Genomic DNA, 24,242 nt, shown 5'->3' with positions numbered 1-24,242 from the left:
GCCCGTTCGAGATCGGCCTCGGAGGCCTGGCTCGGTCCGGGGGTCACGAGATGGGTCCTACGGCGACGGCAGGCAGGGCGGCGGGTCCACCGCCAGGCACGGCCCACCGCCGCACACGTCGATCACGGCCCCGCCGGAGCGCAGGAACTCCGACTTCTGCACGCGGGCCTCCGGCATGCAGCGTGGCGTCTCGTGCGGGTCCTTCCCGAACTCCGGCGAGCGCGGCGGCACGATGCCGGTCGGTGGCGTCGGCGTGCCGCTGTCCCAGACGACGAGCGCGGATCCGTCCCAGGGCCCGGCCGGAAGCGGCTCGATGCCGAAGTACGCCTGGTTGTCCGGGTCCTCCGGGAGCTGCTCGTCGTGGTGGCGGCCCGGCGCGAGGGCAGGCTGGTGGATGCGCGCGCCGATCGTGCGCGCCTCCACCTCCGCCGAGACGTTCGCCACCTGGTGATCGCCGAAGGCCACGTGCAGCAGGATCTTCTTGGCCGGCGTGTCCTGGTAGGTGTCGCTCGTCAGGTGGTTGGCGTGTCCGTTGGTCTCGACGCGGTCCCACAGCATCTGGATCAGCGCGATGTCGAGCGGGGTCTCGTAGGGGTCGCCGTAGACGACGTTGAGGAGCATCGCGAAGGGGTCGAAGTCCACGCTCCGCCGGAGCAGGGTGCTGTAGTTCATGCTCGGCACGCCGAGCACCGCGCGCGTGTAGTCCTGCGCGAAGGCGGCGAGACCGCCGCCGGCGATCGCGCCCTGGCTGTTGCCGTCGTAGAACAGGTTGCTGGTGTCGATCAGGGGCCGCCCCCCGGCGTCCTGGAAGGCCGGGTCCGAGGCGAGGCCGTCGGGGTGCTTCATCAGCCGCCCGAGCACCAGGAACGACAGCATGCCCTGGTGGAGCCGATCCGCGAGAGCGGGGAAGTGCGACAGGTCGCCCAGGATCGTGCCGACGATGTAGTCGTAGTCGTCGTCCGACATGCCGTGCCAGCGCGTCGCGCAGAACGTGATGTTGTGCTCCTCGGCGAAGCGGCGCAGGTTGGCGGCGTTCACCTCGCTCTCGGAGCCGAGCAGGCCGTGGCCGTAGAGCACGAGGCGGGAGGGGTTCTCGGCGCTCGCGGCCTTGGGCAGGATGCAGCGGAAGGGCGACGAGAAGTCCCCGGCCGTGCTGCGCACCGGCAGGCCGTCGGGCCCCTGGAGCAGCCGCGAACCGGGTGCGCCGGTGCCGGTGAGGTAGAGCGGCAGCGTGAAGGTGCCGCTGATGCGGCGGGCCACGCGCCCGTCGCTGTTCGGGTTCTCCTCCACGAGCGTCACTGCGAAGGGCGGCGCGGTCTCGGCGAGCGAATCGAAGGTGTCCTCGCGCATCGCCAGCATGCGCTCCGAGAGGTTGCGCTTGCTGATCACGGTGAAGTCCCAGGCGAGGAAGAGCTCCTCGCGGGCCACGCCGGCGCCGGCGAGCGCCGCGAACAGGCTCTCCATGTGCGGGCGCCGCTCCTCGAACGCCGGCAGGAAGGTGGGGATGCCGTCGCGGTAGAGCTCGAAGGCCCGCGCCGGCGCGATCGGCTGGCCGGCGGCGTCCTTCGGGTTGCGCAGCGCCACGATGAAGCGGCCGCCCGAGCGAAGGTTCTTGCCGACCCGCAGGATCAGCAGGCCCGGGGCTGCGGGGTCGAGCTCGGCCCACACGAGCTGGCGGTCCCCGCTGTCGGCGTCGATCAGGACCACCGGGGAGTCCGGCGCGAGCGAGTCGGCGATGCGCGTGATGAGCGGCGCGCCGGTCGCGACGAGGTCGAGGCCCGGCACCACGGTGAGCATCTTGGGGCCCGGGCTGAAGCCGTCGTTGCGGTTCCACTCGCTCGGGTCGATCGCCTTCCCGAGGCGCGAGACCGGCATGGCCGCGAGCGGGAAGGCCACCCGCCGGCCCGAGTCCATCGCCGGGTCCGCCACCGTGAAGCGATCGCTCGGGAACGGGTACAGGCAGCGCGCCGGGTCGAGCGGATCGCAGAGCTCCGGGTTCGCGGCCGCGAGGGCGGGCTCCCACGAGAAGGTGGCGCTCGCGGTCGCGTCGGGCCGCCCGTCCCCGTCGCGGTCGACGCGGACGAAGAGCGTGTGCCGGCCCGGCACGAGGTCCGCGGCGGCGAGCGCGGCCGTGGCCTCGGCGCCGTCGACGGCGAGCGGCACCGGCAGGATGCTCGCAGCGGGACCATCGATGCCGCGCAGCAGGCTGGCGGTGGCGCTTGCACCCGCGCCGAGCGGCTGCGCGAGGTCGATCACGATCGGGACGGCGCCGCTGGCGTCGGCCTGCGAGAGGTCCGCCGGCGAGAGGATCGCAAGGCGCGGCCCGCAGGCGAGCAGGGCCAGGGGAGCGGCGGCGAAGGCGAGCCGGAGCGTCATCGACGGGTCCCCCCGGCGAGCGCGGCGAGGCCGAGCCCGACGAGCGCCAGCGTGCCGGGCTCCGGGACGGGCGCGAAGGTGGCGGAGTCGGCGAACACGGTGCTCGAGAGGTCGGCCAGGCACGCTCCGGCGCCGCACCCGACGAGCGCGCCGAGGCGGATCGACGTGAAGGCGCCGCCCGCCAGTGCGAGGCGCTGCTCGTGGAGTCCGCTGTCGCCGATCACGAGCGGATCCGAGACCGCGCTGGCGACGAGCGCGTCGCCCGCGTAGGCGAGCAGGGCGATCGGCAGCGTCACCCCGTCGCTCGGGAGCCCCAGCACGTCGATCGCGAAGGACGCCACCGGCGCCGTGAACGAGAAGGTGATCACCGGGCCGAGCGAGTTGAGGATGCCCTGGTCGGGCGAGCTGGCCCAGGTGCCGGCCGGCTCGTAGCCGAGCAGCAGCGCGACGCTTCCCTCGCTCAGCACCTGCGCCGGCGACAGCGCCACGCCCGGGAGGCTCGCGGCGGCGGCGTCGGAGAGGTCCGGCAACGCGTCGAAGTCGAGGGTGAGGGCGCGCGCCGGTCCGGCGGCGAGCAGGCAGAGGGCGGCGGCCCACAGCGGCAGCGGGAGCCGGGCGGCGAGGTCGGGCCTCACCGCCCGAGAGCGTCGGGCGATCCGGGTCACGCGGGATTCCTCCTTGACGAGGAGTAGGTGGCCGCAAAGCGTGTCGTGTGGCAGCTCCCGGGGAGCCTTCGGCCACACCGCCCTGAGGCCCTCCGCCGGCTGGCATCGTCCTTGCTCGAGCCAGGGCCATGTCGCGCTGCCTGCTGCTCGTCGAGGACGACGCGGACTATCGCTCGCTCCTGAGCGACTTCCTGCGCTCGCTCGGCCACGCCGTGCTCGAGTTCGCGTCGGCCGAAGAGGCGCTTGGCCACATGGACGGGGCGGATGCTGAGGCTCCGAGCCTCGTCCTGACGGACCTGCGCATGGCTCGCATGAGCGGCCTGGACCTGGCCCGCACCCTGCGCCGCGCCCATCCGCGCCTCCCGATCATCCTGATGACCGCCTTCAGCGAGCGGCCGCTCGCCGGGGAGGCGCTGGCGCTCGGCCGCAGCGGCTTCGTCGAGAAGCCGTTCCGGCTGGCCGTGCTGCGGGAGGAGATCGAGCGGCTGCTCGCCGCCGGGGACGAGTGAGCCAGCGCCGGCCCATCCCGTGACGACGCGCTTCAGCGTTGCATCGGCAGCGAGACGACGAATCGGGTGTGGGGCGAGCCGGGGTCGAGCGCGAGGGTACCGGCGTGGGCTTCGACGAAGGCCCGCGAGACGCTCAGCCCGAGCCCGGTCCCCTGGCCTGCCGGCTTGGTCGTGAAGAAGGGCAGCAGGATGTCGGCGCGGATCTTCTCCGGGATGCCCGGCCCGCTGTCGACCACGGCGAGCGTCACTCGATCGTGGCCGGACGCGACCTCGATCCGGATCCAGCGCTCGCGCTGGTCGTGTACGGCGTCCGCCGCATTGGCGATCAGGTTGAGCAGCACCTGCTCGATCTGGGTCTCGCGGCACCTCAGATGCAGCTCCGGGTCGAAGGGCTCGACGCGGACCTCGATCCCCGCCTTCTCGAGCCGCTCCTCCAGGACGGCGAGCGCCTCGCGCACGATGCGCTCGACCGGCACCTCGAGGAAGGGGTCGGCGGACGCATCGCGCGCGAGGTTGCGCACGGCGCGCAGCGTGCGCGTCATGCGATCGCCGAGGGCGGTCAGGATGCGGACCGTCTCGCGCACCTGCTCCGGATCGCCGCGTCCGGCTGCGAGGGTCTGGTCGAGCAGCTCCAGGCGGCCCTGGAGCGCGCCCAGCGGTGTGCCCAGCTCGTGGGCGATCCCGGCGGCCATCTCGCCCAGGCTCGCGAGCTGCTCGGCACGCAGGGACACGGTCTGCTCCAACCCGCGCCGCTCGCGGCCGCGCTTGTAAGCGACCGCGAGCCACGCCATCGCCCAGAAGGTGACGATCGCGGCCCCTCGGTTCACGTAACCCTTCCAGCGCATCTGGCCTTCGTCCCCGAGGTCGAGGAGCAGGCCGATCAGGGTCAGCAGCGTCACGCCAGCCGCGGCGAGCCAGGTCGGGCGATCACCCGGGACGCGCAGCGTCAGCAGGATGAGCAGCGTGTAGAAGACCCCCGCCCCGACACCGATCGGCATCGCCAGATCGAAGAGGAAGGCAGTGCTCGCGACGGCCACCGCGAGACCGGCAACCAGCCGCCGGGAAGGCGGCGCGGAACGCACGGCGTCCTGGTCCGGTCGGCTCATCGGCTCCCCGCACGACGGGCCGAGGGTAGGGCACCGGCCCCGTCCTGGAGCCCGGTGCGAGCGAGCGGGTGTTGCGCCTCGGCGGGGGCGGTCCCGCCGAGAGCGGGCCCCGACGCCGGGCTCCGCCGCGTCCGGACCGGCGGCTCGATCGGGGCCTTACGATCGTCCTCGGGAACCGGTCGGATCTCCCTGGCCGCTCGGGGAGGGAGCTGCGGACCGGGCGACGCGCCGCAGGTAGGCCCGCGGCGGGAAGAAGGCGAGCCAGATCGACACGATCTGGACCAGGCCGCACACCGATCCGGTGAGGTAGAGGGTCGGTTCGGAGGCGTTGCCGCCCGTCAGGTGGAAGAGCAGCCGGGCCGCGACCGCGTTGAGCCAGAGGCCGACCATGCCGGCCGTCCAGACGCCGAAGAGGAGGAAGCGGTTCACGACGACGGGGTCGGCAAGCCCGAGGGCGAGACGGCGGCGCATCGCGTTCCAGTAGTGCAGCGCCTCGCGGCAGGCCCAGACGAAGAAGACGCCCCGCGCGAGCAGCCAGACGAGGCTCGCCGCGCTCCGGGGGGTGCGCACGTGCGAGCGGAAGTCCTCGGGCGTCGCCAGGCTCGCGACGAGGCTCGCGAGAACCAGGGCGCCGAGCGCAACGAATCCGCGGCGCGCCCACGGCGCGTCGGGCCGGAAGACCCGCCACGTGAAGAGCCCGAGCAGGGCCGCGGCGATCGAGATCAGGAGGGCGCCCGCCGCGTGGACGGGGACGTCCCAGCCTTCGGGAAGCGCACCGATCCCGCGCCCGATCGTGAGCAGGAAGGTGCCCACGGCCGTCCCGAACGCGAAGCCGGCGATGCAGGCCTCGGGAAGCTGCCGGGTGCGGAGCGCGAGGCTTGTCATCCGGTAGGCGAGGAACAGGGCGAGCGTGATCACGAGGAAGTAGATCGCGACGACGAACGGACTCATGCGGCCTCCGGAGCCCTCGCCCGATCGGCGCGACCGCGCCGCGCCTTGAACGAAGGCCCAGACGGGGAGCCGGACGTCGTCAAGGCGACAGGAGCGACCGCTCGGCTCCGCCGGCACTTCCCGGGGAGCGCGCGCCCCGGTGGGCCGGTGGGCCCCGGCGCGATCGCGGCCGCCGCGGCGTCGCCCCGCAGTCGGGCCTGGTACCCTGGCGCCGGCCGCTTGCGCGGCCCGCCAGCCGGAGCGATCCCCAGATGAGGTCGGAGCTCGTCGCCGCGGCGGGGACCGCGCTGCTCCTCACCGCCGCCGGCTGCGACGGCGGCCCGCCGCCGGGTCCGGTAGTGGCCGAGGCGCCCGCGTGGACGCCCGAGCGGGCGCAGGCCGCGCAGGAGCTCGCCGCCCGGCTGGTCGCGCGCGAGCCGGCGGTCCCGGACGGCCTGCGCGTCGAGCTCGCGTTCGGGGCGGCAGTCGATCTCGATCTCTACGTCACCGACCCGCTCGAGGAGACCGTCTACTACGCCAACTCGCCGAGCCGCAGCGGCGGCACGCTGGTCCAGGATCAGCGCTGCGCACATCCGGCGCCCCGGGTCGAGACGATCCGCTTCCCCGCGCCGCTCGCTCCGGGCCGCTATCGCATCGGGGTCGACTACCCGCGTGCGTGCGGCGCCGTCCGGGAACCCGCGCCCTTCGCCGTGGCCGTCGACGGTCCCGGCGGCCGCACGGCGCATCAGGGGCTCGCGCGGCACCAGGTCTTCGAGCCGATCGTGCTCGAGTTCGAGATCGCAGCGGGCGGGGAGGGAGAGCGCTGAGCACGCGGCGCTATGCCGCGGCCTGCTTCAGGACCCTCCGGGCGATGCCCATGCGCTGGATCTCGGACGTCCCCTCGACGATCGTGTAGACGCGGACCATCCGGTAGACGCGCTCGAGTCCCGCCTCGGCGAGGCAGCCGGCCCCGCCGTGGACCTGGATCGCCTCGTAGGCGGCGCGGTTCACCCTCTCCGAGGCGTAGAGCTTCACCATCGCCGCCTCCATCCGCACGTCGATCTTCTCGTCCCACATCCTCGCGGCGCGCGCGACCATGCTCTCGGTCGCGAAGAGATCGGTCGCCATGTCGGCGAGCTTCCACTGCACGCCCTGGTTCTCGCCGATCGCGCGGCCGAACTGCTGCCGTGACCGCGCGTGCGCGGCGCTCGCAGCGAGCAGGCGCTTCGTGATCCCGGCGGCCATCGCGCCGATCTTGATCCGGTTCGCGTTGATCCAGTCGAGCGCGAGGGCGAGCCCGAAGCCCTCCTGTCCGAGGATCGCCCCGGCCGGGAGCTCGCAGTTCTCGAAGACCAGCTCGCCCTGGAAGCCCGAGAAGCCCATGCAGGTGTGCGAGCGGCCGACCGAGAACCCGGGGGTCCCCGCGTCGACGAGGAAGCAGGTGATCCCGCCCATCGCCCCGCGCGCCGGGTCCGTCACGGCGAAGACCATGGCGAAGTCGCACTGCACGGCGTTCGTGATGATGTTCTTGCTGCCGTTCAGCACGTAGCGATCGCCCCGCTTCTCCGCGCGCAGGCGGAGCCCGCTCGCGTCGGAGCCGGCCTCGGGCTCCGAGAGCGCGAAGCAGGTGCTCGTCTCGCCCCGGACGAGCGGGAGGAGATAGCGGCTGCGCTGCTCCGCGTTGCAGGCGAGCAGGATCGAGGAGGGTCCGCCCGGGCCTCCCAGGAGGTCGTCGAAGAAGACGGTCTCGTGCGAGAAGGCCTCCGTGTCGAGGACGACACGCTCCGCGAGCGGGAGACCGGCGCCCCCGACCTCGCGCGGCATGTCGGCCGCGTAGAGGCCGAGCTCGTGCGAGCGCATGCGCACCCGGCGGCGGAGCTCCGCCGGAGGCGCGACGTCGCCGGGCAGGCGGTGCTCCTCCTCCAGGGGCCGCACCTCCTCGCGGACGAATCGTGCCAGCGTACGGCGCAGGATCTCGATCTCTTGCGATGCGTGGATCGACATGACGGTCTCCTTGTCCATCTCCTCCGCCTGGTCGGGGAGGGTCTCCTTCAGGTCCGTCGCTTCGCGCGAGGGGGCGCGAGCGAGTCGAGGTAGAGCGAGCCCCAGCCCTCGACCTTCCCGCGATCGAGCTCACCGCCGATCCCGAGCAGGTGGACGAGATCGAAGGAGAAGCCGATCGCCATGAAGTGCCAGGCCGCCACCCGGGGATCGACGTCGGGCCGCAGGCGGCCCCGCTCGCGCGCCTCGAGGAGCAGGCCCTCGATGAATCCGACCATCGCGAGGAAGCTTGCGCGGACGGTGCGCCGGACGGCGGGGTCGTCGATCTCGGAGATCGCCTCGTAGAAGAGGCGCAGGACCGGCGCGCGGCTCTCCAGGTGGTCGTAGTAGCCGAGCCCGATCGCGCGGATCGCTTCGAGCGGGTCGTCGCTCCGGGCGGCGATGCCGCTCCAGATCCCGAGCAGGCGCGCGCTCATGGCCTCGAGCGTCGCCACGTAGAGATCGCGCTTCCCCGAGAAGTAGCGGTAGAGCGCGGGCTCCGAGACGCCCGCCGCGCGCGCCAGGTCGGCGGTCCCGACCTTCGCGTAGCTCGAGGTCGCGAAGACCGCGCCCGCACTCTCGAGGATCTGCTCGCGGCGCTCGGGGGCGGGGCGCCGGGTGGCCCGCCGGCGCCCGGCCGCCGGGCCTTCCGCCGGCGCCCCCGGCGCCGGCGCACCCGCCCGGGCCCGTCCGCCGCCCTTGCGCCCTGCCTTCGTGCCCGTCTTCCCGCCGGTCTTCCCGCCCGTCTTTCCGCCCGCCATCGCACCCTCCGCTCCACGGTGGTGCGACGATAGTGAATTATCACTACGTGTCCAGGTCCAGGTCCAGGTCCAGGTCCGGGTCCGGCACGCCTGCGCGCGCACTCCGGGGGGGAGGGCGGTGGGCTCTCGTGCCGGCTTGCGCGGGCAGGCAACCCTCCCGTGAACCCCGGACCGAGCCAGGGCGCGAGCTCGCCCCGAGGTCGAGGCGGGAGAAGCGCAGCCAACCCCGTCGGCACGGCGACCCTTCGCAACGAGGAGCTCGGGGCGAAGGCGCGTGTCGGGCGACGGGAGCGGGTCCACGACGGGAGCGGGGCCACGAGATGGGCTCTAGGCTGCGCGGGTGTGGCCCGCCATCGAGACCGCGCGGATCCGCCTGCCCACCCTCGGGCGCAGGCTCCTGCGGGCGTCGCTCGCGGGGGACCTTCCCGCGGCGGAGCAGGAGCTCGGCGCGCGGCTGCCCGCGGACTGGCTCGGGATGACGGAGGTGTTCCGCATGCGCCTCGCGCAGCTCGAGCAGGAGCCGGGGCTCGAGCCCTGGCTCACGCGCGCGGTCGTCCTCGAGCGGGAGGGCCGCGCGATCGGCGTCGCAGGATTCCGCGGGCCACCCGGCGGCGCCTGGCTGCGCGACCACGCGCCCGACGGCGTCGAGTTCGGCTACACGATCTTCCCCGCCGACCGCCGGCGCGGCTACGCCGCGGAGGCGAGCCGCGGGCTGATGCGCTGGGCGCACGCGCAGCACGGCGTGCGGCGGTTCGTGCTCTCGATCGGACCGAAGAACCACGCGTCGGCCGGCCTGGCGGCGAGCCTGGGCTTCCGGCGCGCCGGCGAGTGGCTGCACGCGGAGCGGGGACTCGAGCACGTGTACCTGCGCGTCGTGGGCGGGAGCGGCGCCTGAGCCCCTCCGCGCGCCGGTGGCGCCCCGGCGCTCGCGCTCGCGTCGCGGATGCGGGGACGTCCGCCTTCGGGGCCCAGCCGCGCGGGACAGGCGTCCGTGCTCATCCTGCGTCCTCGCCGGCCACGAGGAAGACGAAGTCCACCGCCGCGAAGAAGAGCAGCGCGAGCAGCCCGACGCTGTAGAGGCCCGGGCTCGCGTCGAAGCCGATGCCGACCGACGCGAGCAGCTGCACGACACCGATCACCGCCGACCAGAACATGAGCGAGCTCTGGATCGGGCTGATCCAGGGCAGCCACTCGGCGCGGATCTGGCGCCAGCCCCGCGCGAACCACGCCACGGCGGGCGCCAGCAAAACGAGGTGCATCGAGCCGAGAAGCCCGTTCGACACCGACCAGAGCCGGGCGGCGTCCCACCCGAACTGATGCAGGACGACCGGCAGGAAGCACAGGAAGAGGACCGCGATGCAGTCGAGGACGAGGTACCAGAGCGTGCGCCGCGCGTGCGGGGAGAGGCCCGTCGTCGCGGAGCGGCGCAGCACCACCGCGATCCCGGAGAAGCCCGCGAACGCCACGGCCACCTCGGCGATCGCGTAGAGCAGGTCCGTGTCCATCGCTCGCGGCCGCCCTCCACCCCTGTACCGGATCCGGTGTCGAATCCCGGTCCCGCAGCCTAGCCGCTGCCGGGGTCAGGCTGGCGCATGCTACGGCAAGGAGGCCGCCGCGGCCCGTTCGCCGCATGCCGCATGCGCGCGGCGTCCGCGCCCCGGGTGGCAATCTGCTGCTGGTCTTCGGAGGGCCCGTGAATCCGACGGGCAACACGCTGCGCCTGATCATCGGGGATCGCGAGGACCGGATCCTCGACTCGACCGCCTACGTCTCGGGCCTGCGTGCGCCGGAGCCCACGTCGGGCGCGATGGCCCTCGCGGCCAGCGCTGCCCTTGGTCTCGTGACGCGGGCCCGCCGCAGGAAGGCACGCTCCCGGGCGAGCGGAGCGAGCGCCGCGGCCCCGGCGTCGATCGATCGCGCGAGGGCGGGCACGGCTCGACGCCCGCCGCGTGGGGCGGCGGGCTACCCGCGCGGCGGCGCGCGGCGCCGGCGGCGCAGCAGGGCGAGGGCGCCGAGGGCCGCGACGCCGGCCCCCGTCGCGCCGGGCTCGGGCACCGCGAACTCGACCGAGCCCACGTCGCAGGCGTTGGCGGGCCCCAGGTTGCGCAGGACGCCGCGCTGGTCCTCGGGGAGGCAGGCGGCGTCGAGGCCCGCGTTGGCGAGCGGGCTCCCGGGGGCGGGGAGGTGCGTCTCCGTGAGCCCGCCGTTGTCCGCGAGCGGCGCGAGCTGCGGGTCCTGGATCGGCAGGTCGCCCGGGCCGGCGCCGCAGGTGTCGTCGCTGTCGAGGTTGTGACCGAGGGAGACGATCGTGCCGCCGGTCACGTTGCACTCGTCGCCCGAGGTGCCCCAGAGCACGCTGTTCACGATCGAGGTCGTCCCGCCCCCGACCCAGAGGCCGGTCCATGTCGTATTGCCGAGGCTGGTGACGCTCTCGAGCCTGAGATCGGCGTAGGCCGAGATCCCCGGACCCGGGCTCTCGTTGTCGCTCGAGGTCGAGTTCTGGATCCGATAGGTGCCGCTCAACAGGCGGATCATGGCTCCGGATCCGGCCGTTGCTTGGTTGCCGACGAAGGTGCAGCGCTCGACCGTGCCGTCTCCGTAGGATTCGATCGCGGAGCCGGTACTGGCGGTGTTGCCGGCAAAGGTGGAGTCCCAGATCGCGAGCGAGCCGTTGTGGAAGATCGCGCCGCCGCGGTCGGCGCCGTTCGCCGAGAAGAGCACGCGCCGCACCTCGAGATGGCCGACACCGTTCGAGCTGATCGCGCCGCCGATCGCGTCGCTCGTGGTCCCGGAGACCTGGTTCTGGGAGAGGACCGAGTCCTCGACGGTGAGCGTGCCGTCGTCCGCATGGCGGACCCCGGCGCCCTCGACGTCCGAGGTCGCACCGCCCCGGATCGTCACGTCCCGGATCGTCACGGAGAGGGTCCCGGGCATGCCCAGGACGTCGAAGACGCGGTCGAGCGAGCCCGCGTCGATCACGGTCCCCGCCGCGGTGGCTCCCTCGATCGTGAGGTCCTCGGCGATGTCGAGATCCCCGGTCGCGGCGGCGTCCTCGCCGGCGCCCGCGATCGAGAGCGCGAAGGTGCCGGCCGGGAGCTGGATCACGTCGGCTCCGGGCCACGCATTGGCCTCCTGGATCGCGGCGCGCAGGGTGCAGATGCCGGCCGTCCAGGAGCAGACGCCGTTGCCCGGAACGGCATCGGCGCCGTCGGTGGTCGATCCCACCACGAAGGTCGCGGCGCCCGCGTCGAGCGCGGCGAGGAGGAGGGTGGTCGCGAGGGCGGATCGTCGCACGATGTCCTCCTGCAGGGCCGCCGGGAGCGGCGACTCCGAGGCTGGGGTACGCCTCTCCGGGCGCCCCATTCGAGCGCATCCCGAGCCCCGTTTGCAAGCCAAATGCGACCTGTCCGCCTCGCAGACGAAGCGGGCCCGTGGACCCGGCCTGGCCGTCTCCGGCCCCGAGACCCTTGCGAACCACCGCTCCGATGCCGCCAGGATCGCCGGCGGCGAGCGACCCGGACTCGAGCGGGAAGAGCGTGCGCTCGATCTGGAACGTGTAGGTGCCGGGGTCGAGTGGCGTCGCTCGCGTGTCACCTGCGAGCAGGACGCCGTTGTACTGGCCGTTGCCGACCTCCGGCTCCCGGAGCGCGACGCGTCGTAGACGAACGAGATGGTGTCCCCCGGCCGTGCCGTTCGGGATGGGGCCTGCGATGATCTGCTGGGCTCCTGCCTGCGGTCGGGATCCGTCCGCTCGGGGTCGGGATCGGGCCGTCCGGGTCGGACCCGCGGGCGGCGGCCGAGGCCGGTGACGACCGGGCGAGGCGGACGATGCAGCGAAGCATGGCGGCACTGCTGGTACTGGTCGTTACGGGCTGCGGCCGCAGCGGAGATCCGATCCCGCCCGATCCCGTGGAAGGCGGTTCCCGGCGCGAAGGCGCCGGCCTTTCGGGCGAGGCGGGAGGCGACGGGGGCAGCGAGCTGGTCGCGATGCTGCGCGGTGCCCCGACCGAGGCCGCCCTCGATGCCACCACCCGGGTCGAACTGGCGCCGTCGATGTGGGCCGATGTGGGCCCGAGCATGCCGCCCAGGGAGCACCCTCCGGCGATCAACGGGCTCGTGAAGGTGGTCGCCACGCAGGGCAGCCTGGCCGGAAAGGGGATCGCCATCGACCACGTCTGGATCGTGAAGGGCAACGACGTCTGGGAGGCCACGGATCCCCCGGAGTCGGACTCCCAGGATCCGGCCTACACCGATGCCCAAGGGGTGGCGCGCAACCGGCCCGATTCGCCCGAGTTCACGATCGCGCTGCGCGCCGGCCCGCCGTGGGGTGCGGAGGGCAAGATCTTCGTCGTGGTCCGCATCGTCACGCCGGGGGGGACGGCGTTCCTCCTGCGCGCTCCCGAGCAGCCGATCGCCACCGTGGAATGAGCAGTACCCGGGGATCCCGATCGACGCGCGACGCCCGAACGCCCACCCGAGGCGTTGGCGTCAGACCGCGCCGTCCCCCCACCTCCTCGACCCGCTCCGCGCTCGCACGCCCTCCCGCCCGAGTCCCGTCAGGATCTGCTCGTAGGATGGGCGCCTGGACGCCATCCCCTCGTGCAGCCCCCTACGGACAAGGCGAACGGGCGGGCCGCTGTCGGTGGCTAACGAGGTCCGGACCGGCATGCGGGCGCCCCGCGTGCCGCACGCGCGCGCGCGGTCCGGAGGGCCGTCAGCAGCGCGAGGGCGACGCCGGCGGCCGTGCCGCCGAGCGCCGGCTCGGGCACCTCCGTCACGCAGGCGCCCGGCTCGGTGAGCGTCGGCTCGGCGCGCACGACCAGATGCCGCCCCCCCACGAGCTCGATGCCGAGCGCCATCTGCCCGGCGTCGTTGAGCCCGAAGCGATGGAACTCGATGCCCTTCACGACGCCGTCGCAGAGCGGGTCGCCGCGCCCGATCACGCGGTCCTCGACCGGGTCGGGGCCGAGGTAGAGCCGGCGGCCGAGGTCGCCGGAGAACTCCAGCAGGAAGGCCACCGTGCCGGCGTCGTTCAGCGCCACGGCGGCGATCGGGAAGCCGCCGAGGTCCTCGAAGCCGCCGATGCGCGTCTCCCACACCACGGTCCCGTCGACGAAGATGGCCGTCACCGGCCCGCCCGGCGTCGAGAAGTCCCCGGCATAGGCGGCGCTGCCGTGGTCGTTGGCGGCGATCGGGATCGTGGGATCGAGGGTGCGGAACGTGCAGTCGTCGCGCAGCACCCCGCCGCTCGCGAGCACGAGCGGCGGATTCGTGCCCGAGAGCAGGATCCGGTCGTCGCAGATCAGCTGCTGGCTTGCGATCGAGGCGAAGTATGCGACGCGCCCGACCCCGTCGATGTCCGGCGCCGGGAGGATCAGGTTGTCGATCTCGGTGCCGTCGCCGAACACCGTGTCGCCGCTGGCGACCACCGCCGTCTCCTCGCCGTCGGTCGCGATGACCGCGCGCGGAAGGTCCTGCAGGATCGTGACCATACCGAGGACGTTCATCGCCGGAGCGTCGGCGATCGGCGTCACGGGGACGACCGGTACCGGTGCGCCGCCCTGCCAGCGGTAGATCGTGCTCTCTGTCGGCGAGGCGGCGAGGTAGTCCAGGTAGGCGAGCCTGCCGTTCGCGAAGCTTCCGATCTGCTCGGTGCTGGGGGCCAGGCCGAGCGCGGCATCGACCTGCGTGTACTCCGCGAAGGTCTCGGCGCCCGGCTCGCTCGCGACGAGCACGCGGTGGGCCGCGCCGAACACGCCTTCCCACGCGATGAACGCGACGGCGCCGTCCTCGTCGATGCTCGGCGCCTTGTCCCAGATCGGCTTCACCTCGGTCACCGAATCCGCGAGCACCACGAAGCGATACGAGGCGGCGGGTGCGGAGGCGGTCTGCGCACGGACCGGAAGGGCCGTGACCGCAACGGTCAGGGCGGCGGCCAGGCAGGAGCAGGCGGATCGCAGGTACGGCACGGCGGACGCCCCGGCCCCATCGCTGCGACTTTGACCGATCCAGCCCGTTCGAGTCAAACGAAAAGCCGCTTCCGGGCGGCCCGATCGGGAGCGGTCGAGCGCACGGCGCCTGGATCGCGCCCGTGGGAGCGGCCCGAGCACCGTCCTGCCCGTGCGAGCGAGCGCGCGTCGCGAGTCCGTTCGCCGGGAACCCGAGCAGCGCTTCGGTGACCGCCCGGGCAACGCCGCTTCGGTGCGCGCGCCCGGCGTGATGCCGGGGCCCAGCCCCGTCGTGGCCACCGAATGCCACGCCAGCCGCTCGCTCTGCACGTCGACGATGTCGATGACGAGCACGGAGCGCGTCGTGACGCGGCTGCCGAGCGTCCAGTCGTTCGTGTCGATGCCGAATCACGAGCGCCACGGGCACCGCCGAGGCCCGCTTCGCCGGGGGGTGCGGCGGCCCAGGCAGAACGAGCGCTCGAGCCCTACGCTCTTCTGCGGCCGAAGACGGGGGTGGGGCGTCTGCGACGAGGACGAGGTACCCCATGACGCTTCCGCGAATCGTCTCCCTTCTCCTGCTCGCGCAAGCCGCCCAAGGGCTCTCGGCGAGAACCGTCTGGGCCGTCGACTCGGTTTCGGGCGTGCTGGATGGCTCCTCCCCCATCTGGAATCGGCGCGTGCCGGACGACGGCTTCCGGAACCTGGCATGCGGCCTCTTCACGACCGATGCGACCGACGACGGCATGAAGTACGCGGTGTTCGAGATCCAGGTCTCGGAGCCCGAAGCTCTGGCCGTCTCCGTCGTCGCCGATGGCACGACGATCGAGGACACCGTCCTCTACCTCTACTGCGACCCCTTCGATCCTCTGCAGCCTGGTGGCAACCTCGTCGCGACCGCCGACGACATCCTGCCCGGGCAGGACCTCTTGAGCGCCTTCACGGCGGCTCGCGACATCACGCTCGCTCCGGGGGAGAGCTACTTCCTCGTGCTCACCACCTTCACTGCGGACGATGCGGGCAGCTTCGAGCTCGAGATCACGAGCCCGACGGCCGTGTTCGTGCGCGAGCCGCGTGCAGGGGATCCGATCGCCATCGACGTCCAGGTGGCGGACGAGCCTGGCGGAGGGTTCAACGATCCGGTGCTCGGTCCGCAGCGGCTGAACGCGATGCGCACGGCTGCCGACCTGTGGGGGAGCTTCTTCGCCAGCTCCTACCCGGGCGAGACGGTCCAGGTCCTGGTGGAGATGGTTCCCTCGCTGGGCGAGCTCGGGGCCTCGACCGCCGTCGCCGCGACCACGCAGTCGACGGGCGTTGGGGACATCACGGTGCAATGGCCCATCCTGGAGCACAGCTCCGGACGAGACCTGGACGACGGGCCGGATGGACTGATCCAGTTCAGCGAGGCGGTGGACTTCTACCTCGAGCCGACGGGGGATCCAGGCGATCGGCTGGACTTCGTGACCCTGGCCCTCCACGAGTTCGGTCACGTGTTCGGATTCATCTCGAACCTGGAGGCGGGCGGGACCTACAACGGGGCCCCGTTCGGCCCGATCCCCAATCTCTACGATCTGTTCCTCCAAGACGCGGACGGCACTCCGCTGATCGCGCTGCTTCCGGAGGAGCGTGCGGCGGCTGTCACGAGCGGGGACGGGCTCTTCTGGGGCGGTCCCGGCGGCGTGGCCGGAAACGGCGGAGTGCCTCCGAACCTCTCCGCAGCAGAGACCTTCATCCCGGCGACCAGCGTGCTCCACATCTCCGAGACGTTCTTTCCGGGCGACGTCCTGATGGACGCGGCGCTGCTTCCCGGCGACGTGATCCGTACGCTGGCCCCCGTCGAGCGGGGCATGTTCCAGGACATGGGCTGGACGCTGGCGCCCGAGCCCCGCGGCTCCGGCCTCGTCGGGATCGGTACGATCGCCGTGATGTGCCTGCGCCGCTCGCGGCTGCTCGTACGCCAGCCGCCGCGCATCCCCGCTGGTCGCGACCTCGCAGGGAGAGCACTTCCTCTAGGACCCAGCCGCCGACCCGCGCGAATCCCGTGACCTCGCCTTCGAGCGGGCGGACGATCTCGCGCGCATGTGCGCACGCCCCGCTGTCGTCGAGTCGGAGCTGCGGCTTCCTGCGCTCGACGCTCCGCTCCAGGTGGGCGAGGACGTGCCCGAACTCGACCCCGCCGCCCGCGAGCGGAGCGCCTCCGTGCGCTCGGTTACCCAGAGTAGCTGCGGGCAGGCGCGGAGCGTGCCTGCAACCAGGCGCGCACCACGCCACGGCTCCGGGCTCGGAGAGAGGCGCGGGCGTCGTGGATCACGTGGCTTCACGAATCGGTGTTGCGCCGCCGGGCCCGTGGCTGGAGCAGCCAGAGCGACCCGAGGACCGCGAGCAGGGGAGCAAACACGGCCGGCTCGCGCGCGGCCGAGATGCGCCCGTCTGGAATCGCCGCACAGGAAGGCTGCGATGAAGGCGCGGTTCCCGGCTTGGACGACGGATCGGATGTCCTCCGATCGGGCCGGGCCGGCGCAGCACAGCCACGCGACGGCGCGGCCGGCGCCGGCGAGGTTGCGCGACATACTCCGTGCCTCGGATCTCCCATCCGAGCGCGTTGCGTGGGGCGGACTCTCGGAACGGACTGGCGTTCCTAGGTGTCCTGGTGTGCCGGCGCTGCGGGTCCTCGCACGCCGGGGCCGCCGTGCGGCTCTGCTACTCCGTGGAGAACACGGGCGACGTCGCGCTCACCCAGCACGACGTCGACGACAACGTGCTCGGCGCGATCCTGACCGCCTTCCCGTACACCCTGGACCCGGGCGCGAGCGCCTTCCTCACCCATCCCACGACCGTCGCCGAGACGACGGTCTTCACGGGCACCTGGGTCGCCAGCGCGGGCGTGGAGATCGCCACGGACGCCGACACGGCCGTCGCGATCGTGCCTGAGCCGGGCGGCGCCGGCTCGGCCGCCGTGGCGGGCGCGGCGCTCGCGGGCTGCGCGGCGCGGCGCCGCCGCGCCGCTCTCTCGCGCTAGGAGTCGGGGGCGAGCTGCTCCTGTCGTTGCCCGTCGCCGTGGAGCTCGCGAGCAGGAACGGGTGCGCGTTGTTCTGCTTCTTCACCGCGTCGATCGCGAGGCCGTCGTTCTCGCGGACCAGGCCGCGGTCGGTGCGGGTCTCGGTGCCGGCGGCGAAGGTCTTGCTGGTGCCGCCGCCCGCCCGGAGGCCGCTGCACCCCCTGCACGCGGGCCGGGTTCGCGCTGGAGGCGGGCAGGAACGGCGGGTGGGTGATCCCGACGCGGCCGCGAGCTTCGGTCGCTCCCGCGACGAAAATGCCGGGATCTCCGCGGACTTGCTCGCGAGCTGGATGGTGGCCCAGGCCAGAATCGAACGGGCGACACCACCCTACATCCGGCGCGAGTCGTGCCGGCACGTCCCCGCTGCCCCGATCCGGCGCGAGGTGCCGGGGGGACGGGCGGGTTCGATACCGGGGCAGGATCAGGAGGACCGGAGAGACCGACGCGGGTGCTGCGGGTCGTGACGCTCGAGGACGGGGAAACGAGGACGCCTTCCGGCGCGCGCGCGGCGGAAGCTGGGACAACCTCGTCACGAACCTTGCCGCCTCGAGCCAGCCGGCCGAGGCGCCGGCGACCGAGGGCGATCATCTCGGCTTCCGCGTCGCGATGGCGGTGCCGAAGCCGGGGGCCGGACTCCGCGCGCTCGCCGCGCTGCTCGCGCTCGCGTGCGCCGCGCTCGGCGCCGCAAGAGGACGGCGCCGAGCGTCGTGAGCGCGGCCGCCGTCGCCTGCGAGGCGTCGGCCTCGGGCGCGAGCACGGTCCGGACCGCGCGGCAGTGCTGGGGCTGCAGGAACGAGCAGCGGCCGCGGTCGCCCGCCGTCTCCGGATCGTTCTCGTCGTAGTAGGCGTAGGGGTCGGCGGGGTCGAACTGGTCCAGCTCCGGGACGTCCGCCGACGCCGAGAGCACGACCGGCAGCAGCTGGAGGTTGAAGGAGAGCGCCGCGACCTCGTTCGCGAACGGCTGGCCGGCCGAGGCGCCGAACTCCGCCGGGATCACGAGCCCGCCGATCGTCCCGTCCCGGTTCGCGTCGTAGATCGGATTCGGCGTCGTCCCGTCGGGCAGGAACGGGCTCCGCATGCCGGTCGCGACGGCGCCGGCCGGCTGCGGTGGGAGCGGCGGATGCGCGAACCCGATCGTTCCCGGCTGGGGCTCGCCGTTGGCGAGGTGCCAGTCTTCCGAGCCCTCGCTGCCGGCGCAGCTCCCGTCGAAGCCCACCCACGCCTGCGCGAGCGCGCTCGCCGGCGCGGACCGCGGCTCGATGCCCGTGCCCTCGCAGTCGTCGCCCCAGAACGGCCCGCAGCCGAGCAGCGCCTCCTGTTCGTCGGTGAGCACCAGGTTCAGGGTGGGGCCGAGGGCGGCGAAGGCGGCGTGTGGGCCGCGGGCCGGAATCCCCGAGCAGGGAGCACCCGGGCTGGAGTCCGAGTTCGCGAGCTGGTCGTCGCAGGGATCGACGTTCAGCGGCACCGTGGGCACGGCGACTCCGAAGAGTGCCGCCAGCGCCGCCTGCGCCAGGGCGTTCCCGCCGGCGAGGGCGTTGGCGAGGAGCGACGCCGTGGCGGGGATCGTCTCGCGTTGGTCCGGCGGGACCTCGAGCCCACTCGAAGGGTCGAGGTACTGGTCGAAGAGCGCTTCGTTGCAGGCCGGGAGGCCCGCGAGGGCCTCCTCGCAGACCACCGCGACGAGTCGGGCGTGGCTGTGCGGCGTCAGGAGGGTCGTGGCGCACCCGGCGGAGCCGGCCGGGCGAGGCGTGAGGAGGAGCAGCGGGACCAGGGCGAACGACACGGCGCGCATGGGGAGCGCGACGTTATCCAGCAAATGTGTCGTCGGCAGCGGCCAGCGATGTGATGGGGCTTCGAGGCGTCGAAGGGGCGCCCGGGGCTCGGACGTCGTGTGTCTCGGGTTGACCTGCTGATAGCCGATCAGATATCAAACGCCCGTGGCGTCTCTTCCTCCCGCGAGTGTCCTTCTTCGCGCGGCCCGGCTTCGCGCCGGGCTCACCCAGCGGGTGCTCGCGCAGCGCGCCGGGACCGCGCAATCCGTGATCGCGCGCATCGAGCAGGGGAGCGTGAGCCCGAGCGTCGCCACGCTGGCACGGCTCGTCGCCGCCGCCGGCTTCGAGATCCGGGCGGAGCTCGAGCCCGCCGCGGTCGCGGGATCGCACATGCTCGACGACGTCGCGCGCATCCTGGCGCTGACGCCCGAGCAGCGGCTGCTCGAGGTGCGCAACACGAGCCGCTTCGCGAGCGCCGCGCGTCGTGCCTGAGCTCGCGCCCTTCGACCCGGAGCGGATCGTCCGCGTCCTCGCGGCGCACGACGTCAGATACGTCCTGATTGGAGCGCTCGCGGCGCGCCTCCAGGGCTTTCCGAGACTCACGGCGGACGCCGACATCACGCCGGATCGGTCCTCCGGGAATCTCGAGCGACTGTCCGCGGCGCTCCGCGAGCTGCGCGCGTGCGTGTACACCGAGGCCGTTCCCGAGGGTCTCGCGTTCGATTGCAGCGCCACCGCGCTGTCGCGCGCGCTGCTCTGGAACCTCGTCACCGACGCCGGCCGCCTGGCCGTCGCCTTCCTGCCCTCCGGCACGGAGGGCTTCGCCGACCTGCGCCGCGATGCGGTCCGCTTCGAGGTGTTCGGCGTGGAGCTGTGGGCAGCGAGCCTTTCGGACATCGTGCGGTCGAAGGAGGCCGCGGACCGTCCCCAGGACCGGCAGGACGTCGCGGTGCTGAAGGAGATGCTCCGGCGGCGAGCCGGGAGCGGGGAGACGTAGCCCGCGCACCTCCGGTCCGCCGTGTCCGGTCGGCGGCGACCGCCGCCGCGGCCGGGTAACCTCCGCGCCCGCCATGTCGACCACCCCCAATCCTTCCCGCCACACCCTCTCCGAATACGACTTCACGGGTAGGCCGAACTCTGCCTATGCCGTTCCCTCCGCCACGAGCAGCCGGTAGGGAAGCGGCTGGCCACGAACGACGCGGCGCAGGACGAAGCGGAAGAGTGGCCTCCCTTTCGGGGGCGGTGGTCGATTCCGAGGTGGGTCAGGGCGTTGTAGGAGCCCCAGGCGTCGGTGAACACCGTGGTCTTCTCGGGGCGGATCGAGTTCTCGACGAACGAGTTCAGCACGACCCTCGTGGCATTGGGAATCTGGAGCGGGCGCAGGGAGCCCGCCGTCTTCTCCCGGCGCTCCACGGCGATGGCCACGCCGGTCTTGCCCACCCCGCGCCCGAGTCGTCCCGGGCGATGACCTCCGATGTAGGTCTCGTCGACCTCGACGTCTCCCTCGAGGCGGAAGAGCGGGTGGTGCGCGAGGGTGGAACGCACCTTGTGGAGAAGCAACCTGGCCGTCTTGTAGCTGCCCAAGCCCGCGTCGCGCTTGGAACTGCAGGGCCGAGATCCCTCTCTTGTGACGGGCCACGAGGAACATGGCCAGGAACCACGTCCGCAGCGGCACGCGCGTGCCGTGGAAGGGCGTGCCCGCCGTGAGCGAGGCCTGGTAGCGGCAGGCGGCGCATTGCCACAGGCCGCGTGCTCGCAGCCGGTGCGCCTCGCGCCCCTTGCAGCGTGGACAGCGGAAGCCGTCGGGCCAGCGCAGGCGGCGCAGGATGTCCCGGCAGCGCCTCTCGCTCGGGAACGTGCGGTAGAACTCGTCGAGCGTGGCCGGTGCCTTCATCCGACGTCCTCCTTGGTCAAAGCCAAGGCGGATCGTGCACCTACCGCGTGACAGCCCCGGTCACAGGCGGACCGAGCGGCATAGGCCGAACGTCCCTTGTGGACCGCTCGCACGAGTCTAGCCGAATGAGGGGTAGGACGCCGCTATTCTTGCTATCATGCCATCTCGCATGGCCAAGAGGTAAAGATGATGGCTAGACGCGAGGTAGCGGTCGGCGACTTCCGGCAGCGGGCCACCGAGCTCGTCCGGCAAGTCGAGGAGACCAAGGAGGCGATCACGATCACCCGCCGCGGCGTGCCGGTGGCCGAGCTGCGCGCGGTTACGGTCGATCCCGAGGCGCTGCTCGGCTCGGTCACCTACCTGGACCCGGACCTCACGCGCCCCGTGGTTGGACCCGAGGACTGGGAGGCCGCCTCGTGATCGTGCTCGACACGGCGACCTGGATCTGGCGCGCGAGCGACCCCAAGCGGCTCACAACGAGCGCGCGGCGCGCGATCGATCAGGCGGAGCACGCGCTCGTCTCGGCGATCAGCGTCTGGGAGGTCGCGATGCTGGTCGCGAAGCGACGCATCCAGCTCGACCGTCCCGTCGAGCAGTGGGTCGACATCGCGCTCGCCCTTCCCGGGATCCAGCTCGCTCCGCTCGAGCCCGCGATCGCGGTGCGGAGCACCAAGCTGCCTGGGGAGTTCCATCCCGACCCGGCGGACCGCATCATCGTCGCGACCGCTCTGGAGAACGCAGTCCCGATCATCACGCCCGACGACAGGATTCGCTCCTATCCGCACGTCCAGTCGGGTTGGTGAGCCCCCGAGGAGTTCTCGGCCGCGACACCCCCGCTGCTGGGCCGCGCTCCGCTCAGGCGCCCCGCTCCTGAACCGCGCGCACTTCGAGGCCCGCCGGCACCTCGGACAGTGAGAGGCCGAGATCGCAGTGCACGCCGTGGTGATGTCTCGGGAAGGGGACGCCGGTGCGGAGGTAGAGTTCCAGGTCGGCCATGCTCTCGCCGCTGCCGCGCGCCGTCGCGCGACGGTCGCAGTCTCCATCGGGCGTGTCCGGCCAGCCGGAGTGCGTGATCGTGATGCGCGTACCCCCCGTGGTCGGCGCGAACGCGACGCGCATCTCTCGCGTCCCAGGGACGACGCCGAAGCCCTCGCTTCCCGAGAGCCGCGTGCGCGTGTGGAAGAAACGGTGGCGCTCGGCGCCCACTACCTCGCTCGTGCGCTCGACGCCGCAGATCTCGGTTCGGATCGATCCGTCGTCGCCCACCGGCTTCACGGGGAAGTACCAGAGGTTCAGTCCTCTCGGTTCGGTCATCGCAGCCCAGGCACGCTCGACCGGGACGGGAACCTCGAAGCTGCGCTCATTGACGAGGGTCATGTCGGTCCTCCTCGTTCGATCCTCCCGCGCCGATCGGCGTCGGAGGGCGATAGATGCCGGTCAGGACCGGCGTTCCGAGTCGCTCCGCCACCTCGCGCATCGTCTCGGGGCAGAAGCCATAGATCCGCAGTCGCGCTACCCGGCCGTCGTTCTCCTCGAAGCGCATCACGGCCATCAGGCGGTCGCTGCCGCGGAAGCGGATGAAGATGCAGCCGAGCGGCTCACCGTCGAGTTCGCGGAGCTCGATGCGTTGAGAGGCCCAGTCGAGACCGCCCGGCCATTCGTCGGCGTGACCGCGCAGCAGACCAGCCAGAATGTTCCGCTCGGCGGCGATGAAGGACTCTGCGCCTCGCTGCACCGCCTCACCAACGTTCTCGACTGTGCCGGTCGCGAGCATCAGCGCGGCGAGGCCCCTCGCGTCCCGCGCGTCGTAGAGGGCGATGAATCGGTCAGCTAGAGCCGGCGACGGCAACGGGCGCTGCGAGGCGGCGTCGCCTTCGGCCTCCCGCAGCCGTGCGCGCCCGTTGTGGAGCGCTGCCTTGACCGCTCCCCGGGTTGTCGAGAGCACGTCGGCGATCTCGTCGAGGCTCATCTCGAAGACCTCCTTCAACAGCAGCGCCGCGCGCTCCTGCGGCGAGAGGCGCTGGAGCAGTCGCTCGCCGGCCTCGCGCACCTCCGTCGCTTGGCTCGTGCTCGCCGTCTGCATTGCGATCTCATCACCGAGTCGTGCGGCCGCGTGCACGTCGCGGCGTCGCAGCTCGTCGATCCAGAGGTTCGTCGCCACGCGCAGCAGATAGGCCCACGTATTCCGCACTTCGCGAGTGAAGAGCCCGAGCTGCCCGAAGCCCCGGACGATCGTGTCCTGCACCAAGTCCTCGGCGTCCCACAGGTTGCCCGCGAGCCGCCGGCAGGAGCCGTGGAGCGCTGGCCGGTGCGGCGCGATCAGATCCACGTAGCGCTGCCACGCGACCCGCAGCTCGTCTCGAAGAACCTCGGCTCCGTCGCCCATCGCCCTGCCTTCTCGCTCGCCCGGACCCACCGGACTCCGCCAGCATGACGGACCGGCGGGGTCGGAGGATAGTGGGCCCGGCGGCACACCTCGGGCCGCGGCTGCCGCCATGGGCACCAAGCCCTCGAGAACAAGAGGGAGTCTCGACGCGGCCGAAAGACCTCTCCGTAGTCAGCTCGAGTCGCCGTCCAGCACCTTCCGGCGTTGAGGGGGGCAAGAGTCTCCTCGTAGCCTGACCGACCATGGGGGGACCTGAGAAGCTCGACGACCCGCGCGAAGTGCGCGCGGGGCGCTTTCGCCAGAAGCTCCACCGGGAGATCGGCGAGGTGATCCTCGCTGCGCTCGCGGACGAGCGCGTAGTCGAGGTGATGGTCAACGAGGACGGTGCGGTCTGGTGCGACCGCCTCGGCGAGGGCATGTCTCGCCTTCACGAGACTCTGAGTGCCGACCGCGCCGCGAGTCTGGTCGGCTCGGTCGCGGCGCTGCTGGACCGCGTCGCGAACGCCGAACAGCCGGTCGTCGAGAGAGAGCTCCCCGTCTTCGGCTTCCGCTTCGAGGGCAGCGTGCCGCCCGTCGTGCAGCGGGCCACGGTCGCGATCCGCAAGCGCGCGCGCCTCGTCTACACGCTCGACGACTGCATCGACCAGGGACAGCCATCTCGCGCGCACGGCGAGGCGCTGCGCAGGGGCCCAGGATCCCGTGGTAGCGGGCCAGGTGGAAGCGGGGCGGCGGGACCAGCGCCGCGAGCTTCTCGACGAGCTCCTGCGGCGTGAAGACGACGTGGGTCGTGTGCCGTCGCG

The 24,242-nt window shown here is 72.6% G+C and carries 22 protein-coding genes and 2 pseudogenes; 10 read left to right on the top strand and 14 right to left on the bottom strand.

Annotated features, from left to right (window positions below; all coding sequences use genetic code 11):
* Positions 1–57: 57 nt before the first annotated feature.
* Entirely contained in the window at positions 58–2,376 is a 2,319-nt protein-coding gene (locus tag OZ948_06565; GenBank protein ID MEB2344381.1) for a hypothetical protein, read from the bottom strand.
* Entirely contained in the window at positions 2,373–3,011 is a 639-nt protein-coding gene (locus OZ948_06560) for a PEP-CTERM sorting domain-containing protein (GenBank protein ID MEB2344380.1), read from the bottom strand. The genes OZ948_06565 and OZ948_06560 overlap by 4 nt, the downstream gene beginning before the upstream one ends.
* A 158-nt stretch (positions 3,012–3,169) precedes the next feature.
* Between OZ948_06560 and OZ948_06555 the strand changes: the two genes are divergently transcribed.
* On the top strand, positions 3,170–3,550 hold the full coding sequence (locus tag OZ948_06555) for a response regulator (protein MEB2344379.1): 381 nt from the start codon (positions 3,170–3,172) through the stop codon (positions 3,548–3,550).
* Positions 3,551–3,582: 32 nt separating this feature from the next.
* On the opposite strand, the gene OZ948_06550 is transcribed toward OZ948_06555, so the two are convergent.
* Positions 3,583–4,656 (bottom strand): ATP-binding protein, encoded by a 1,074-nt coding sequence (locus OZ948_06550; protein ID MEB2344378.1) that lies wholly within the window; start codon positions 4,654–4,656, stop codon positions 3,583–3,585.
* A gap of 156 nt (positions 4,657–4,812) precedes the next feature.
* Positions 4,813–5,607: a hypothetical protein gene (locus OZ948_06545; protein MEB2344377.1), complete on the bottom strand. Its 795-nt coding sequence runs from the start codon at positions 5,605–5,607 to the stop codon at positions 4,813–4,815.
* A gap of 251 nt (positions 5,608–5,858) precedes the next feature.
* Here OZ948_06545 and OZ948_06540 point away from each other — a divergent pair, with 251 nt between their 5' ends.
* Positions 5,859–6,413, top strand: coding sequence for a hypothetical protein (locus tag OZ948_06540; GenBank protein MEB2344376.1), 555 nt, complete (start codon positions 5,859–5,861; stop codon positions 6,411–6,413).
* A gap of 10 nt (positions 6,414–6,423) precedes the next feature.
* On the opposite strand, the gene OZ948_06535 is transcribed toward OZ948_06540, so the two are convergent.
* Positions 6,424–7,590, bottom strand: coding sequence for an acyl-CoA dehydrogenase family protein (locus OZ948_06535; protein MEB2344375.1), 1,167 nt, complete (start codon positions 7,588–7,590; stop codon positions 6,424–6,426).
* 47 nt (positions 7,591–7,637) lie between these two features.
* Entirely contained in the window at positions 7,638–8,387 is a 750-nt protein-coding gene (locus OZ948_06530; GenBank protein MEB2344374.1) for a TetR/AcrR family transcriptional regulator, read from the bottom strand.
* A gap of 340 nt (positions 8,388–8,727) precedes the next feature.
* On the opposite strand from OZ948_06530, the gene OZ948_06525 reads away from it, so the two are divergent.
* The gene (locus tag OZ948_06525; protein MEB2344373.1) at positions 8,728–9,282 is read left to right on the top strand and encodes a GNAT family N-acetyltransferase; all 555 of its coding nucleotides are present in this window, start codon (positions 8,728–8,730) and stop codon (positions 9,280–9,282) included.
* Positions 9,283–9,382: 100 nt separating this feature from the next.
* On the opposite strand, the gene OZ948_06520 is transcribed toward OZ948_06525, so the two are convergent.
* Both OZ948_06520 and OZ948_06515 read right to left on the bottom strand, forming a co-directional pair.
* Entirely contained in the window at positions 9,383–9,892 is a 510-nt protein-coding gene (locus OZ948_06520) for a hypothetical protein (GenBank protein MEB2344372.1), read from the bottom strand.
* Between the two features lie 457 nt (positions 9,893–10,349).
* Complete coding sequence (locus OZ948_06515) at positions 10,350–11,681, bottom strand: right-handed parallel beta-helix repeat-containing protein (GenBank protein ID MEB2344371.1); 1,332 nt, start codon at positions 11,679–11,681, stop codon at positions 10,350–10,352.
* A gap of 546 nt (positions 11,682–12,227) precedes the next feature.
* Here OZ948_06515 and OZ948_06510 point away from each other — a divergent pair.
* On the top strand, positions 12,228–12,815 hold the full coding sequence (locus tag OZ948_06510) for a hypothetical protein (protein MEB2344370.1): 588 nt from the start codon (positions 12,228–12,230) through the stop codon (positions 12,813–12,815).
* 218 nt (positions 12,816–13,033) lie between these two features.
* Here OZ948_06510 and OZ948_06505 read toward each other — a convergent pair whose 3' ends face one another.
* Entirely contained in the window at positions 13,034–14,356 is a 1,323-nt protein-coding gene (locus OZ948_06505; GenBank protein ID MEB2344369.1) for a hypothetical protein, read from the bottom strand.
* A gap of 524 nt (positions 14,357–14,880) precedes the next feature.
* Between OZ948_06505 and OZ948_06500 the strand changes: the two genes are divergently transcribed.
* Both OZ948_06500 and OZ948_06495 read left to right on the top strand, forming a co-directional pair.
* Positions 14,881–16,377 (top strand): hypothetical protein, encoded by a 1,497-nt coding sequence (locus OZ948_06500; GenBank protein ID MEB2344368.1) that lies wholly within the window; start codon positions 14,881–14,883, stop codon positions 16,375–16,377.
* Positions 16,378–16,982: 605 nt separating this feature from the next.
* Positions 16,983–17,351: a hypothetical protein gene (locus OZ948_06495; GenBank protein ID MEB2344367.1), complete on the top strand. Its 369-nt coding sequence runs from the start codon at positions 16,983–16,985 to the stop codon at positions 17,349–17,351.
* 568 nt (positions 17,352–17,919) lie between these two features.
* Here OZ948_06495 and OZ948_06490 read toward each other — a convergent pair.
* Complete coding sequence (locus OZ948_06490; protein ID MEB2344366.1) at positions 17,920–19,182, bottom strand: hypothetical protein; 1,263 nt, start codon at positions 19,180–19,182, stop codon at positions 17,920–17,922.
* Between the two features lie 145 nt (positions 19,183–19,327).
* Between OZ948_06490 and OZ948_06485 the strand changes: the two genes are divergently transcribed.
* Together OZ948_06485 and OZ948_06480 are read left to right on the top strand one after the other, a co-directional pair.
* Positions 19,328–19,654 carry a helix-turn-helix domain-containing protein gene (locus OZ948_06485; GenBank protein MEB2344365.1) on the top strand — a complete coding sequence of 109 codons (327 nt, stop codon included), beginning with the start codon at positions 19,328–19,330 and terminating at the stop codon, positions 19,652–19,654.
* Positions 19,647–20,159 carry a hypothetical protein gene (locus OZ948_06480; GenBank protein ID MEB2344364.1) on the top strand — a complete coding sequence of 171 codons (513 nt, stop codon included), beginning with the start codon at positions 19,647–19,649 and terminating at the stop codon, positions 20,157–20,159. Before OZ948_06485 ends, OZ948_06480 begins: the two co-directional genes overlap by 8 nt.
* Before the next feature lie 122 nt (positions 20,160–20,281).
* Here the strand turns inward: OZ948_06480 and OZ948_06475 are convergent.
* Positions 20,282–20,749 (bottom strand): annotated as a pseudogene (locus tag OZ948_06475) (IS1595 family transposase).
* A gap of 496 nt (positions 20,750–21,245) precedes the next feature.
* Here OZ948_06475 and OZ948_06470 point away from each other — a divergent pair.
* Together OZ948_06470 and OZ948_06465 are read left to right on the top strand one after the other, a co-directional pair.
* A complete protein-coding gene (locus tag OZ948_06470; protein ID MEB2344363.1) occupies positions 21,246–21,476 on the top strand; it encodes a type II toxin-antitoxin system prevent-host-death family antitoxin in 231 nt (76 codons plus the stop codon).
* Positions 21,473–21,859: a type II toxin-antitoxin system VapC family toxin gene (locus OZ948_06465; GenBank protein MEB2344362.1), complete on the top strand. Its 387-nt coding sequence runs from the start codon at positions 21,473–21,475 to the stop codon at positions 21,857–21,859. The genes OZ948_06470 and OZ948_06465 overlap by 4 nt, the downstream gene beginning before the upstream one ends.
* Positions 21,860–21,911: 52 nt before the next feature.
* On the opposite strand, the gene OZ948_06460 is transcribed toward OZ948_06465, so the two are convergent.
* The 3 genes and pseudogenes from OZ948_06460 to OZ948_06450 form a co-directional block, all read right to left on the bottom strand.
* Positions 21,912–22,433, bottom strand: coding sequence for an SRPBCC domain-containing protein (locus OZ948_06460; GenBank protein MEB2344361.1), 522 nt, complete (start codon positions 22,431–22,433; stop codon positions 21,912–21,914).
* Entirely contained in the window at positions 22,417–23,442 is a 1,026-nt protein-coding gene (locus OZ948_06455; GenBank protein MEB2344360.1) for an RNA polymerase sigma factor, read from the bottom strand. Before OZ948_06455 ends, OZ948_06460 begins: the two co-directional genes overlap by 17 nt.
* Before the next feature lie 684 nt (positions 23,443–24,126).
* A pseudogene (locus tag OZ948_06450) lies at positions 24,127–24,242 on the bottom strand (transposase).

This window comes from Deltaproteobacteria bacterium (genome assembly GCA_035063765.1).
Taxonomy (GTDB): domain Bacteria; phylum Myxococcota_A; class UBA9160; order UBA9160; family PR03; genus CAADGG01.
The sequence above is the reverse complement of the archived record's forward strand: the minus strand, read 5'-3'. Positions and strand labels throughout refer to the sequence as shown.

Bases quoted from the DNA above. Each gene is read 5' to 3' on its own strand.
- OZ948_06530 (MEB2344374.1), bottom strand. From the start codon at position 8,387: ATGGCGGGCGGAAAGACGGGCGGGAAGACCGGCGGGAAGACGGGCACG.
- OZ948_06555 (MEB2344379.1), top strand. From the start codon at position 3,170: ATGTCGCGCTGCCTGCTGCTCGTCGAGGACGACGCGGACTATCGCTCG.
- OZ948_06540 (MEB2344376.1), top strand. From the start codon at position 5,859: ATGAGGTCGGAGCTCGTCGCCGCGGCGGGGACCGCGCTGCTCCTCACC.
- OZ948_06455 (MEB2344360.1), bottom strand. From the start codon at position 23,442: ATGGGCGACGGAGCCGAGGTTCTTCGAGACGAGCTGCGGGTCGCGTGG.
- OZ948_06500 (MEB2344368.1), top strand. From the start codon at position 14,881: ATGACGCTTCCGCGAATCGTCTCCCTTCTCCTGCTCGCGCAAGCCGCC.
- OZ948_06545 (MEB2344377.1), bottom strand. From the start codon at position 5,607: ATGAGTCCGTTCGTCGTCGCGATCTACTTCCTCGTGATCACGCTCGCC.
- OZ948_06535 (MEB2344375.1), bottom strand. From the start codon at position 7,590: ATGTCGATCCACGCATCGCAAGAGATCGAGATCCTGCGCCGTACGCTG.
- OZ948_06510 (MEB2344370.1), top strand. From the start codon at position 12,228: ATGGCGGCACTGCTGGTACTGGTCGTTACGGGCTGCGGCCGCAGCGGA.
- OZ948_06490 (MEB2344366.1), bottom strand. From the start codon at position 19,182: ATGCGCGCCGTGTCGTTCGCCCTGGTCCCGCTGCTCCTCCTCACGCCT.
- OZ948_06550 (MEB2344378.1), bottom strand. From the start codon at position 4,656: ATGAGCCGACCGGACCAGGACGCCGTGCGTTCCGCGCCGCCTTCCCGG.
- OZ948_06565 (MEB2344381.1), bottom strand. From the start codon at position 2,376: ATGACGCTCCGGCTCGCCTTCGCCGCCGCTCCCCTGGCCCTGCTCGCC.
- OZ948_06470 (MEB2344363.1), top strand. From the start codon at position 21,246: ATGGCTAGACGCGAGGTAGCGGTCGGCGACTTCCGGCAGCGGGCCACC.
- OZ948_06520 (MEB2344372.1), bottom strand. From the start codon at position 9,892: ATGGACACGGACCTGCTCTACGCGATCGCCGAGGTGGCCGTGGCGTTC.
- OZ948_06460 (MEB2344361.1), bottom strand. From the start codon at position 22,433: ATGACCCTCGTCAATGAGCGCAGCTTCGAGGTTCCCGTCCCGGTCGAG.